At 50.2% G+C, this 13,895-nt stretch carries 12 protein-coding genes and 1 tRNA gene; 1 reads left to right on the top strand and 12 read right to left on the bottom strand.

Annotated features, from left to right (window positions below):
• Positions 1-128: 128 nt before the first annotated feature.
• The 11 genes from DFR47_RS01290 to puuE all read right to left on the bottom strand — a co-directional run bounded on the left by DFR47_RS01290 (position 129) and on the right by puuE (position 11,772).
• Positions 129-1,136, bottom strand: coding sequence for an ABC transporter substrate-binding protein (locus DFR47_RS01290; protein WP_113942606.1), 1,008 nt, complete (start codon positions 1,134-1,136; stop codon positions 129-131).
• Between the two features lie 470 nt (positions 1,137-1,606).
• A complete protein-coding gene (locus DFR47_RS01285; RefSeq protein WP_147245467.1) occupies positions 1,607-2,638 on the bottom strand; it encodes a DUF2865 domain-containing protein in 1,032 nt (343 codons plus the stop codon).
• A gap of 89 nt (positions 2,639-2,727) precedes the next feature.
• Complete coding sequence (locus DFR47_RS01280; RefSeq protein WP_210207241.1) at positions 2,728-3,684, bottom strand: GGDEF domain-containing protein; 957 nt, start codon at positions 3,682-3,684, stop codon at positions 2,728-2,730.
• A 513-nt stretch (positions 3,685-4,197) separates the two neighbouring features.
• Positions 4,198-4,272, bottom strand: a tRNA-Gln gene (locus DFR47_RS01275).
• 257 nt (positions 4,273-4,529) lie between these two features.
• Entirely contained in the window at positions 4,530-5,351 is an 822-nt protein-coding gene (locus DFR47_RS01270; RefSeq protein ID WP_113942603.1) for a DUF2793 domain-containing protein, read from the bottom strand.
• Between the two features lie 82 nt (positions 5,352-5,433).
• Positions 5,434-5,790, bottom strand: a complete 357-nt coding sequence (uraH, locus tag DFR47_RS01265; protein ID WP_113943169.1) for a hydroxyisourate hydrolase — start codon at positions 5,788-5,790, stop codon at positions 5,434-5,436.
• Between the two features lie 32 nt (positions 5,791-5,822).
• Entirely contained in the window at positions 5,823-6,341 is a 519-nt protein-coding gene (uraD, locus tag DFR47_RS01260; RefSeq protein ID WP_113942602.1) for a 2-oxo-4-hydroxy-4-carboxy-5-ureidoimidazoline decarboxylase, read from the bottom strand.
• A 1-nt stretch (position 6,342) separates the two neighbouring features.
• Positions 6,343-8,718, bottom strand: coding sequence for a xanthine dehydrogenase molybdopterin binding subunit (xdhB, locus tag DFR47_RS01255; protein ID WP_113942601.1), 2,376 nt, complete (start codon positions 8,716-8,718; stop codon positions 6,343-6,345).
• Positions 8,715-10,196, bottom strand: coding sequence for a xanthine dehydrogenase small subunit (gene xdhA, locus DFR47_RS01250; protein ID WP_113942600.1), 1,482 nt, complete (start codon positions 10,194-10,196; stop codon positions 8,715-8,717). The genes xdhB and xdhA overlap by 4 nt, the downstream gene beginning before the upstream one ends.
• A gap of 149 nt (positions 10,197-10,345) precedes the next feature.
• Entirely contained in the window at positions 10,346-10,852 is a 507-nt protein-coding gene (locus tag DFR47_RS01245) for an ureidoglycolate lyase (protein ID WP_113942599.1), read from the bottom strand.
• Between the two features lie 2 nt (positions 10,853-10,854).
• Entirely contained in the window at positions 10,855-11,772 is a 918-nt protein-coding gene (gene puuE / locus DFR47_RS01240) for an allantoinase PuuE (protein ID WP_113942598.1), read from the bottom strand.
• A 186-nt stretch (positions 11,773-11,958) separates the two neighbouring features.
• On the opposite strand from puuE, the gene DFR47_RS01235 reads away from it, so the two are divergent.
• Positions 11,959-12,864 carry an MBL fold metallo-hydrolase gene (locus DFR47_RS01235; protein WP_113942597.1) on the top strand — a complete coding sequence of 302 codons (906 nt, stop codon included), beginning with the start codon at positions 11,959-11,961 and terminating at the stop codon, positions 12,862-12,864.
• Between the two features lie 3 nt (positions 12,865-12,867).
• Here the strand turns inward: DFR47_RS01235 and DFR47_RS01230 are convergent, their stop codons facing one another.
• Entirely contained in the window at positions 12,868-13,746 is an 879-nt protein-coding gene (locus DFR47_RS01230) for a DUF1499 domain-containing protein (protein WP_113942596.1), read from the bottom strand.
• Positions 13,747-13,895: the final 149 nt, after the last annotated feature.

The raw sequence follows: 13,895 nt of genomic DNA, 5'->3' as shown, positions 1-13,895 counted from the left end.
GCACGGTGTCACAACACTGTGCGTTCCCTGTTATTGTTCATTTTTGGCAGTCCCGTTTCAGACTGCAATAAATTTAAGCACATAAAGCGAGACCGGATTGGCTTCCCAGCAATCCGGTCTCATTCATTTTAACGCTCGTATTTTTTCTGCCATGTGTCGATGATCGTTGAACGCTCATCAGCAGCCGCTTTGAAATCAAGCGGATACATAACTTTAGACACATCTTCAGGCAGACCGGCAGCTTTGAACTTCTCCGGCATTTCACCGCCCGGAATTGTTACAATAGCTTTCCACTTGTAATATTCGTCAGCAGCCTGCTTGCTCACAGTCCAGTCCAGAAAGCGCTTGGCGGCATCTTTGTTCTTAGATGTTGAAACCAGCGCATTGGCTTCCAGCTCGTTACCGGCACCTTCCGACGGGATCACCATCGTGATCGGGTAACCTTCAGCAATATTTTTGATAGCACGCAGTTCAAAAGACGCACCAACAGTATATTCGCCCATCGAAGCGACGTTACATGGCTTGGAACCGGACTTGATATATTGCGCGACATTTTTGTCGAGACTATCAAGGAAAGCCCAGCCCTTCTCGTTGCCCATCTGCTGGATCAGCGAGTCGATCTGGATATAGCCGGTTCCGGAAGACGCAGGGTTCGGCATAACCACTTCCCCCTTAAAAGACGGATCGGTCAGATCAGCCCATGATTTCGGCATGGTCAGACCCTTGGCTTTCAGGCGTTCATTATTCACGCAGAAGGCAGCCATATAACCGGTTACCGCGAACCAGCGATCTTCCTTATCGCGGAACTGTGCAGGAACGGCATCAATATTTGCAGGCTTATAAGGCTCAAGCGTTTTGATAATATCAGGATTGAACAGCGATGTTACCGCAACACCCCAGAGCACGTCGTGCTGAGGGTTCGCCTGTTCAGCAATAATACGCGCAACAAGATCACCATTGGAGAGGCGCAACATATTAATATCGAGATCAGGCAGTGCCTTCTTCGCTTCTGCCAGAAACGCAGCCGCTTCGTCTTCTTCGTATACGGTATAAACGGTCAGTGTTTCAGCGAGCGCTGAACCGGCCATCAAAGTTGCGGCCAGAGCACCCAAGGTCTTCAGATAAGTTTTGCGCATATGTAAGCCCCCATCCTGTGAATTTTGTTTGAGTTTTTATAAAGTTCCCACACATAATGATGAATTAACAGCAGATATCAATGCGAATTTTTGAAAGCATGTCAGAACCCGCAGCCGCAGAAAGCAATTTCTGCACCGGTATTGCGGCCATCATATTGCGCCATCTGCATTCCTCAGCGAAACAGATAAAGCGCTATATTTTCTGTAATACCCCGCATTTTCAGGGTGCCTGAAAGTCAAGCCATCCGAAAAAACGCAGAGATAGTATGTAAAAACAGAGACGGATCAAAAGCCGCCTTCATCAACATAGTTTGAAAATCTTGCCTGTGGATTTTATCAGGCGCATGTCCGTTTGCGCCAAAAAACAGCGCATTTAGCAAGAATGTAATAAAACTTACATTTATAAAAATATAGCGACCGTCACTGTCTTGGACAGGACGGCCGCTATGTCGCAAACTGTATATGCGTATTTATTCTATACTTTTTTCCGTTTTAAGTCCGGCATCTGTATGCTGCTTTTCAGTATCAAAATTAATCAGCTTATCATTGCCCTGCTGCAAAAATTCAGGACCAATAATACGCACATTCCGGTCAGACAGCTCTTCCGTAAGATCTCTTTCCGGAGCGGCTTCAGCTAGGGTTTCATCAACAACAGTTTCAACTTGCGCGGATGCAGTTTTTGAAGATGCGCCTGTCTTGATTTTCTTAGGCTTTTCGCGACTGAACTTCACCTGCTGGATATAGGAATTATATCTGTCCCAATTGCATTTACTGAAATTGCGATCGGACTGATAGCGATAAGCTGTCGGCAGATTTCCGTAAGTTTCGCGCTTATCTACAGAGAGCATACCCGCGGTTTCAGCAGCCGGATCATTCAGAACATAAAGATTCACATCCTGCGTTTCACAAATAAAACTGCATTGTGCGAGTGTCTCTTTAATCTGATCGCTTCTCGCATATTGTGAGTGCGGTGCAGGGAAATAATATCCGTCAGATAGGCGCACACAGAACAGCAGCGGCGTTCCTGAATATTTGCCCAAGAACTGATTTGGCGCACCAGTAGCAATCGCATCTGTTTTCTTTATATTCACCGATGGCGGTGTTTTTGCGGTGCGCTTTTGCGTCGTTGCGGTCGTCGTAGCGCTTGCCCCGCTGCATCTTGCCAGTGCTGCAGAATTCGTTTGTAGTTTTGACTGGATATCCCCGCGGCGCTGAGCCAGATCGCGGCAGGCATTAAAAAAACCGCCCTGGGAATTTTCCGCAGTACATTTACGGGTACGTTCCAGATTTCTCACAGCAGCCAGTTGCCGTTTTAAAGCCTGATCCTGCGTGATTAAAGAACTGTCAGTACAAAGCGCGGCCAAAGCGGGAGATGTGGCAAGCAATCCAATCAGAAAAAGTAATGGAACAGACAGAAATTTCACAGAAACAGACACCATTTCCCGTAAATTTGTACGCGGGAAATACATTTTTCTGTTCTCCACTACTACACCGTTACGCACTTTTTCCTCCACGATTTTACTCAAGCTAATTTAGAGGTAAAAAATCAAAACAAAAGGAAAATATATAATAGCGCACATAATAATCACATTTATGCAGCAAATATTTCAACTCTGTTACGGCCTTTGTTTTTTGCCATATACAGACTGACATCAGCTTTCTTTGTAATATCCGACAGGGAAGTGACACCGGCGACAGTCTGGCATACACCCGCACTGATTGTCAGACGCACAATATTACTGCCATGCTCAAAGGCATCATCTTCGACAGCCTTACGGGCACGTTCTGCAAAATCGTAAGCTTCATTGAGAGTCGTATCCGGAAGAATCACAGCAAATTCCTCACCACCAATACGTGCCACCACGTCTTTCTTACGAAAGACAGTTGTCAGAATATTCGCACAGCGTTTTAATGCGACATCACCCGCCTCATGCCCGTAAACATCATTCACACGTTTAAAATGATCAATATCCAGCAAAATTAAAGTCAGCGATTCCAGATCAGGCTTCTGTCCGGCCAAAGCAAGTTCGAATGCTCGGCGATTATACAACTCTGTCAGCGGATCGAGCAGTGTCATTTGTTTCAGCTCGGAAATGCCGCGCTCATAGGCGAGTGAAATCGCAAAAGCACCGCTGGCCACAATATGCACGGAGATCGTCAACAGTAAAACTGTCAATAGCCCGTCATTTGGCAGCAGGGTCATATTTTGCGGGCCGGCAATCCATCCCTGCCCTACGCGTACGAGAAACCCGACACCGACAATACTATAAGCAATAACCAGCCCCCAGCGGGAAGGCAGCACCTCTCCATTGGGCCGGATCAACTCTCGGAGAACTAAAACAATCTCGATAAAGAACAGCAGATTAACAAAACCGAAGATAAAACTGTTGCTGACATAGGAAGAGAGTGAATAAGGAACCAGTAAAACCAGCAAGATGACGATATTAACTTCAATGTAGTTCTTACGATAAAAGAAGCTTCGCAACGCCTGCCAACGCAGCGCAATGCCCATAACCATAAAGCCGTTGACAATAATCAACTGCATCATCTGCGTACGGTCAATAATTACAAATGCCGTAAAACCAAGCGACAAAATAAAGTTAGCAGCGACCCAATATAACCAATAAACTCTGTCACGCTGTTTCATCCAGATGCAAAAAAACGCGATCGAAAATGCTGCAAGAGAAATTGCATTAACAATAAATAGTGAGTTTGGATCAATATTCGTAATGTATTGAATGATCATCGACGATAAAACCCTTTTGTCGACAAACGAAAATCCCGCTTGGGCAGATAATATCTCTGAGCATTTTCGGCAAAGAAGAAAAACCTGAATTAAGGTCATCCACTCAGCTATATTTCTATATAAGCAAATATTTTAATATCTATCGTAATGCCGCGTAGCATTATAGAAGCACAGTTGATCTATCACAGAGCTATATAAAAAGCGACATTTTGAATCTGTCTCAGGTAAAAAATTAATCTCGGCCAAACACGAGTATGCTTAAATACAAAGCTTCTTTTACTGAAGAAAAACAGAAAAATATTTCGGTGAGAAAGATGGCTGGGGCGCCTGGATTCGAACCAGGGAATGCCGGTACCAAAAACCGGTGCCTTACCGCTTGGCTACGCCCCAAAACAAATCACGGAGAGATTCCGTGGCGGTGATCGGCTTATAGCCTCAAGAATTTCATTGTGCAATCCACTGAAATCAGATTTTCACATTTTAAATCAAAGCTAAGACAGTCAATTTCGCGTTTTCGCGGTACTGCACTGATTATGGCACTGAAAAATACATTTATGCGCAATATTTCTGCCTGCTTATCACGCAAATTCTTTTCGCTGCATGGTATCAATCAACCTGTTGCAGCGAAAAGATCAAAGCGATCGGTATCACGTCCCAACGGGCTGACTATCCTGCATCCAGCGCCATTGCACTCCATCACTAAAAGCCGGTTTAATGCCCTGCCCCGCTTTAACAAAAGCCATTGCCCCTGCTCCGCTTTGCACAGCATCAGGTAGCGCTGAAGCCTCGTAATTTTTGAGCCGCAATGCACCGTCCACATGCAAAGCGGCTGTCGGCCAGACTGAGCCTATTGCGATATTTCCATTCACGCGGTCAATGCGTAATGCCTGCCGCCACTGTCCGGCATCATCAGCGACTTTGATGCTAAAGTTATTCTCCCCCGCCAAGCCCATCTCTGCATAACCTGTCCAACCACTCTGAAACAGTAATGAAGCAGTATTATCGCTCTGGTTTTTATTGATTTTCAGCTGATGTCCTGCACCGCTATGAGTCAGCAAGACTGCGTCAGATGCCACTGCGAAACGATTATAGCTGTCAGCCTCTGTATTGACACCAACCATCGGCTGCGGATTGACCAGTGACTGCCACTGCGCCCCATTATAAAGCAGCAGTACATTTTCATCTGCAACATACATCGTCCACCCGCACAGGGGCGTAAAGAAGAACCACTCACCATCCATGAAGGCCGCAATATTTCCGTCCTGCCTCTGCCACGAATCCGCAGCACCAGCAGGTACCAGATAGCGCTCACCTTCCTGAGTATTCACTGGTGGTGACGTATATTGCCTGCTTGTGACAGAGAGATGCAAAAGCGCATCAAGATAGCGCAGCGCCTCATTATGAGTCACGTGTTTCTGCGCCTGACTGGGCAGGATATAAGGCATTTTCAGATTGGGTGTTGTTTCCATATCGTGCTTTTCCCGTTGTTCATGAACGGGAAAAGTCTATGGATGAAATCAAAGACGGGGATAGATTTAGCCCGCTTGCAGTTTAACTGCCGCGATAGGTCGAATAAGCCCACGGGCTGACAAGCAATGGCACGTGGTAATTTGCGCTCTCATTCGCGATGGAAAAGCGGATCGGGATCAGATCCAGAAACGGCGGCTTGGCCATATAAGCCCCTTGTGAATCAAAATACTCGGCAACATGAAACTGAATTTCATAAGTACCGATTTGCATATCCGTGTCACTCAACAACGGCTCATCCGTACGTCCGTCCAGATTGGTGGTTGTACGCTTTAACAGCTCCAGCTCACCACTGCCTTTAACCCGATAGAATTCAAGGCGCATTGCGGCAGCAGGTTTGCCATGCGCAGTATCGAGAACATGGGTTGAGAGTTTTGCCATAACCATACCTTTTCTGCTGCATCTACATTTTACTAACCGAGCATATCCCCCAGCCGCAGCTCAGCGATACGCGCAATCTGCCGCAGTGCTTCAGAAGTCTCCTGCTCAGGCGTATTTTTCAGACGTGTTTCAAAACTGGCCAAGATGGAATGTTTATCATGCCCTTTACCGTCAAAACCACGCACTGCGAGAATAAAAGGAAAGTCAAAGCGCTGCTTATAAGCATCATTCAGGCGATGAAACCGCTCATATTCCGCATCATCCAGCCGGTCGAGACCCGCACCTTTTTGCTCACTGGTTGAAGCGTCAGTCAGGTTACCTGCACGTGCAGCCTTGCCTGCCAGATCAGGATGCGCCCGGATCAGCGTCAACTGCCTGGCCACACCGGCTTTTTCAACCGCCTGCACCATTGCCTGATGCAGGGCAGAAACAGAAATAAACGGCCTGTCTCCGGCCACAGCTTCTGCCACCCAAGGGGAATGCTCGAAAATACCGCCCAGCACAGAGATAAAACCTGCCTCAGGCAGACTATTCAATTCCTGCAAATTCATTTCAAGCTTCACCCTGCATTTGCCGCCGGCGCAGTTTCATGATCGATTTCAGCACGGTTTCCGGCGTGGCCGGTGCATCCAGTTCCGGCGAGAATTGATGATCCGCAATCGAAGCAATCGCATCACGGATTGCCAGCCAGACGGAAATACCAAGCATCAGCGGCGGCTCGCCAATCGCTTTGGAACGGAATACCGTTTCCTCGCGGTTCGGTGCATTTTCCAATATCCGTACATTAAAAATTTCAGGCACATCGCGCGAACCCGGAATTTTATAGGTCGAAGGGCCAGCGGTGCGTAATCGTCCCGCCTTGTCCCACCAAAGTTCTTCGCAAGTGACCCAACCCATGCCCTGCACGAAAGCACCTTCAATCTGGCCGAGATCAATCGCCGGATTAAGCGGAAAACCGACATCCTGCAAAATATCCGCCCTCAGGCAGCGCGTTTCGCCGGTCAGCGTATCCACTGCTACTTCGGCAACAGCCGCACCATAGGTGAAATAAAAGAACGGGCGGCCGCGCATCGTCTTGCCGTCCCAGTGGATTTTCGGCGTCGCATAATGGGCAGCCTCGGAGAGCTGCACGCGTTTTGACCATGTCAGCTTGGCAAGCTCACCAAAAGACAACGATTCATTGCCCGCATAGACACGGTTACCACGGAAAATGATCTCGCTCTCTTCTGTGTTGTAATGCTCTGCAGCGACCTTCGCCATCCGCCCCTTAATTGCCATAGCGGCTTTAAAGGCTGCCATACCATTGAGATCCGAACCGGTTGAAGCTGCCGTTGCAGAGGTGTTCGGCACTTTGCCGGTGGCTGTCGCCGAGATGCGCACCATGTCCAGATCGATCTGGAACACTTCAGCCACAACCTGTGCGACTTTGACAAACAGCCCCTGCCCCATCTCCGTGCCGCCATGGTTCAGGAAAACCGAACCATCCTGATAGACATGCACCAGTGCACCGGCCTGATTGAGTGCCGTGAGATTGAACGAGATACCAAACTTCACCGGCATCATCGCCAGTCCGCGGCGGATCAGCGGATTCCCAGCATTATAGGCATCAATCTCCGCACGCCGTTTTTGCCACTCGCTGCTGTTGAGCAGCGTTTCTGTCACCTGTACCAGCCGGTTGTCTTCAACCTTCTGGCCATAGGGCGTTTCATCACCGGTCTCGTCACCGTAATAATTGACGGCGCGCAGCTGATTAGGATCAAGTTTCAGCTCGCGGGCAATCGTATCGACAATCGTTTCAATCGCGATAATGCCCTGCGGCCCGCCAAAGCCGCGAAATGCTGTGTTAGACACGGTATTGGTTTTGCAGGCATGACCAATGAAATGTGCATGTTCAATGAAGTAAGAATTATCCGCATGGGTCAGCGCGCGGGCAATCACCGGCCCTGTGAGATCCGGCAGGTTTCCGGCGCGGGCAAGAAACTCGATATCCAGCCCCTTGATACGTCCGCGACTGTCGGTTCCGGCCTGCCAATGCACCACAAAATCATGACGCTTACCGGTGGCGATCATATCATCGCGGCGTTTGAGGCGCATTTTACACGGGCGTCCGGTCTTGGCGGCAACCAGCGCGGCCGCACAGGCAATAATCGTTGCCTGACTTTCCTTACCGCCAAATCCGCCGCCCATACGCCGCACCTGACATTCCACCGCATGGGCGTGGAGTCCCAACACATGCGCCACATGATGCTGCACTTCGCTCGGATGCTGTGTTGAGGAATGCACCAGCATGTCGCCGTTTTCCTGCGGCCAGTTTTCACCCGGAATGGTATAGGCAATATGGGTTTCGAGGTAGAAATGATCCTGTCCGCCCATCGAAAGACGGCCGGAAAACTGATGCTCCGCATTGGCAATAGCGGTTTTGGCATCGCCCTGTTGTACCACCTGTTTCGGGATCACATAGCTCTTTTGCCGATGTGCTTCTTCCACATCCAGCACCGGCGGCAGTTCTTCAATATCCAGCTTCACCAGCTTTGCAGCCTTATAGGCAGCCTCAAAACTAGTGGCGGCAATCACTGCGATTGCCCGCCCCTGATGATCGAGCAGTTCCTCAGCAAAAAGCGGCTCACCGGGCAATCCGGGCGAAACATCATTGATGCCCGGAATATCATGCACATCCCAGATACCAACGACACCAGCCTGCGCCAAAGCTTCACTGGCATCCATACCTTTCAGCCGGCCATGAGCAACCGGCGACAATATAAAAGCCGCATGGAGTGTATCCGGTAATTCCGGCATATCATCAATATAGGTCGCCGCTCCGGCCACATGGCGGCTTGCGGAATCATGCACAACGCCATGACCGATGATGCTGCGCTCGACTTTTTCGATATTATCCGATGTTGGAAAAGGCTGGTTAAGTGCGATCATAGTGCCATTACCTCCACCACTTCACCGGCCAGATCATGATGCAAACGCTCCACCAGATTTTGCGCCACCATCAGGCGATATTCAGCACTGCCGCGCCAGTCACTTAAAGGATTAAGTTCTTTAGCAATTGACGCTGCACAGGCCGCAACCGCAGCTCCGTCCAGCGCCTTACCGGTCAGCGCCTGTTCCGCACTTTTCACCCGTTTTGGTATTGCTGCCATACCGCCAAAAGCGATACGCGCATCTGCTACAATTCCGTTTTCCCGCGTCACACGGAATGCACCGCAAACAGTGGAAATATCCTGATCGTAGCGTTTGGAAATTTTATAAACACGGTAATCCTGCGTCGCAGTCAGCTTCGGAAGCGTGACGGAGGCAATCACCTCCCCCTCACGCAATTCTGTTTTGCGGTAATCGAGGAAAAAATCTTCCAACGGCAATATGCGACTACCATGAGCACCAGCCAGTTCAATCTCAGCGCCAAGACCAATCAGCGCTGGCGGTCCGTCCCCGATCGGGCTGGCAGTACCAATATTGCCGCCGATTGTGCCTTGATTGCGGATTTGCACAGAGCCGAAACGGCGCAGTAAAACAGTCAGGGACGGATACTGATTGCCAATTGCTCTCAGCACCTCTGCCCATGTAACCGCAGCACCGAAACGGAAAGATGCTGCATCCTCACGAATCTCACGCAACTCGCGCACATGCGCTGTCGAGATCACTTCATTCCAGTCGCTATGATAATCGGCCAGCGCCACGCCAAGATCAGTTCCGCCAGCCAGCAGCAGGCTCTGCGGATATTGCGCGCGCAGCTCCACCAGTTCTTTAAGTGTCTGCGGCTGATGATAGGTTGAGCCATTATGGCTGAAACCCGATTGCGGGCGGATGTCCTGCAAAGAACCGGAAAGCGGCTGTGCTACCGGTGCGCCGCCTTCTGCAATCACCTTGCGTGCGGCTTCGACAATCGGGCGATAACCCGTGCAACGGCAGAGATTACCTGCCAGCGTATCATGGATCAGCTGATCGTCGACTTTGGTGTCGGTGCTGGCACAATCGGCAGCCAACCCGCTCAGCGACATCACAATGCCCGGTGTGCAGAAACCACATTGCGACGAACCGTTTTCGGCCATTGCCGCCTGCACAGGATGGAGTTGTGTGGTTTTCAGCCCCTCGACAGTGACCAAAGCTTTGCCGTCCAGCTGTCCCATTGTCAGGATACAGCTGTTAACAGCGCGGTAGCGAAACGCTCCGTCGGTCTCAGTGGATTCTGTTGCACCCGACGCAGTGTCAGCCTGCGCAATCGCGTCCATATCTGTGCCGATTAACACGGAGCACGCCCCGCAATCCCCCTCGGCACAGCCTTCCTTCGTTCCCTTGAGCCGCGCCTCCCCGCGCAACCACTCCAGAACCGTTGTATCTGGCCGGACCTGAACATCCTGCCGGTGACCATTCAGAAAGAAACGGATCATCTGTGTCATAGAACCAGATTGTTACGCCTCTGAATGGTCGTCAAGATGTGCAGTGATAAATGCGGCAAATTAGCTTTGAGATGCGTTTTAAAGCGACATTTCCGGCGCTTTCCATGCCGCTTTTAAACTATATCTGCTTTCTGCATCTGACCGGATGGTCAAATACTCCTGTCAGAAATCGTGAAATTTTGCTGCGGAAAGTAATATTCCTCCAGATTATTGCCCGCACCGCCGCGATCCACCACCAGAAAATCTGAAGTTTCGTCCAGTGCCAGCAACGGGTGATGCCAGACATTGCGATGATAATTCACACCCTGATTGCCCCGCGCCAGAAATGCCACCGGCGCATGCGGAACACCATTATTATCTTCTGCAACCACAACCAGATAATCGCGTCCGTTCAGCGGCATAAAGGCCTGCGAACCAAGCGGATGCCGCTCAACCATTTTAATGGTCAGCGGTAATTCCCACGGCTTGCTACGGAAGATATTGATCAAAACCTGAGGCTCTTCGCCAATAACATCGGCAGTGGCCAATGCATGATGACGCTCGGTAATGTCCCAGTTAATGAGTTTAACCTCGCCCAGACCTGTCTCGATAATATCCCCGAAAGGTGCAAAATTTTCCGGCGTCAAAGCCCGTACCGGCAAATTGATCAGTTCCATGATTATTGCCCTGCCGGTTTATGATGTTCATGCCAATGGCGGGCAATATCAATACGCTTGGCAACCCAGACTTTGTTATGGGACTGCACATAATCCAGAAAGCGCTCCAGTGCTGCAGCACGACCCGGACGGCCAACAAGGCGGCAGTGCAGACCGACAGACATCATCTTCGGCGCACCTTCCGCGCCTTCGCGGTAGAGCACATCAAAGGTGTCTTTCAGATAATTGAAAAACTGATCACCGGCATTAAAACCCTGCGGTGTCGCAAAGCGCATATCATTGGTGTCGAGCGTATATGGCACGATCAGATGCGGGCCTTTTGGCCCTTCAATCCAGTAAGGCAGTTCATCGGCATAGGAATCGGCGGAATAGACAAAACCGCCCTCTTCCATCACCAGCCGCAATGTATTGTCGGATGGTTTACCCTGATAAATACCGTAAGGTCGTTCGCCGGTCAGTTCTGTGTGCAGACGCACCGCTTCCTGAATATGACGGCGTTCTTCTTCTTCTGTGAAATCTTTATATTCCAGCCAGCGCAGACCATGACTGGCGATCTCCCAACCTGCCTCTTTCATCGCCGCAACGGCTTCCGGATTGCGCTCCATCGCTTTGGTCACGCCATAGACCGTCACATCCATATTGCGCTTGGTGAACATGCGCCACAACCGCCAGAAACCGGAGCGTGCGCCGTACTCGTAGATCGATTCCATATTCTGGTTGCGCTGTTTCGGCCAGCTTTGCGCGCCGACAATTTCGGAGAGCAGGCATTCGGAACCGGCATCCCCGTCGAGAATGCAACTCTCGCCGCCCTCTTCATAATTGACCACAAATTGCACCGCGATCTGCGCGCCGTTCGGCCAGCGCGGATCCGGCGTATGACGGCCATAACCGATAAATTCCCGATCACCACATTTTTGCATGTTCTGCTCCCCAATTCTCTTTGCGCAGATTGATAAAACTTCCGCTCTTTTGTCAATCTAAAATTGTCGACAATTTTAACGATAATTGTCAATTATAATATATCGAGTGGATAAACGGGACAAGTCGCCGAAAAGCCTTTATAGACACTGTGTTATTATCGTGATGCCTGCCGGAAAGTCTCTTTGATGTCTCTGAAATTCGATACGCAATTTGATCCGGCCTATGGTGAAGCGGTAGAGGTTGCACCGGATATTCTGCGCGTTACCGTGAACAATGCCAATGCTTTTACCGGTTTTGGCACCAACAGCTATATTATCGGCAAAGACCAGCTCGGCATTATTGATCCGGGACCTGAAGATGAAGCGCATCTCGAAACTTTGCTGCGTACCATTGCGGGCAGACCGGTCAGTCATATTTTTGTCAGCCACACCCATCGCGATCATTCCCCGCTGGCGGCAAGGCTAAAGCGCGAGACCGGTGCGATCATTGTGGCACAAGGCCCGCATCAGTCTGCCCGCCCGTTGTTTGATGGCGAGAGCAATGCACTGGACGCCAGTACGGACACAGATTTTACACCGGATATTTGCGCCAAAGACGGTGAGATTTTCAGCAATACTGACTGGTCTGTGGAAGTAATCCACACACCGGGACATATGGCCAATCATGCATGTTTTGCTCTGAATGATCGCGGTATTCTGTTCTCTGCCGATCATGTTATGGCATGGGCAACCACCATTGTCGCCCCGCCGGATGGCTCGATGAGTGCCTATATGCAATCATTGGAAAAGCTGCTCAAGCGCAAGGATGTGCTGTATTTTCCGGGGCATGGCGCACCGATTGCCAAGCCGCACCGTTTTCTGCGCGGCTTGAAAACACATCGTAAGATGCGTGAACGGGCAGTGCTCGAGCGCGTGATGCAGGGAGATGAAACTATCGCGCAGATGGTTGCCGCAATCTATCGTGACACTGATCCGCGCCTGTTTGGCGCTGCGGGACTTTCGGTCTTTGCCCATCTGGAGGATCTGGTATCTCGCGGACTGATTGTTACAGATGGCGACCCGATGCCGGATAGTCTCTATCGTCCAGCCTAATCGTTACTCCTCGGGTGCATCCGGCACAGCATTGCGCATTTCCAGATCAAGCGCATTGAAGAAATTCTCAATCAATGCGGCGTTGAAACCTAAATCATAACGCCCGTAGCGTGAGACTGCGCGCATATCGACCGTTGTCTGTTCTGCCTCATCACGCAACCGCACGGCGAGATCACTGCGCAGACCCAGTATCAAAGTCTTCGCCACACCTTCAACACTGACATCAATATCTTCACCGGCAACACCAGCACTACCGGTGACCGTGATGCCCTGCTCCTTCATCACCTTCAGCACAGCTTTCAGAACATGATCCTGCGCACTGTCATATTGCCTGCCGCTCACTTCCGGATAGGCCGAAATCTGCTGCAACATATCCGGCACAGCATCCGTGCTGAGACTGTTCTGTGCAGTCAGATCATCCAGCCCCAAATAGGACAGCATTCTGATACGGAAATTTGGTTGATGCGCCTGTAGCAAATCCGGCACATTCTCCATAACCGTATTGAACTCCACCGAGTTTTCCAAATCCGTCGAAATATCATGGATACGTGGTGCAGCACTGACCTGCACAAGAACCAATGCAGGCGGCACCAAAGTCAGCACAGCGAGAAAGCTGGCACGCAGAGCCCGTCGCCCTCCCGCGTCACCGCTGCGCCACAGATTATAAAATGATTTGGCTGAAAGCAGTAAAGCCAGTGCAGCAAAACCCGCCGACAAAGTAACAAGCAACACCAGATCCGGTTGCTGAATCATACTGAAACGGTGCAGAGCAACGGCGGCAACCAACAGGAAAAAGCCGATACTTGCACAAGCCGGTGCATAACGTGCAGTGCGTGATTGACGGCGGCTGGTTTTGCGTCGGATGTAATAATTATCAAGCATGAAGGGCTGCACTACCGGTTACGTTTTAGCCAAAAACCGCACTTGCCTTTTGATTTACGAAAACTATTTAGCAAAGCCTAGAGCGCATTCCGCTCCGTGTGAAGAGCCTTATGACAGATTATGTATTAGAGCGGTTTCAATTAATACTG

This window comes from Pseudochrobactrum asaccharolyticum (genome assembly GCF_003314995.1).
Lineage (GTDB): Bacteria > Pseudomonadota > Alphaproteobacteria > Rhizobiales > Rhizobiaceae > Pseudochrobactrum > Pseudochrobactrum asaccharolyticum.
Note: the sequence above shows the minus strand (reverse complement) of the source record. Positions and strands in the feature narration are given on the sequence as shown.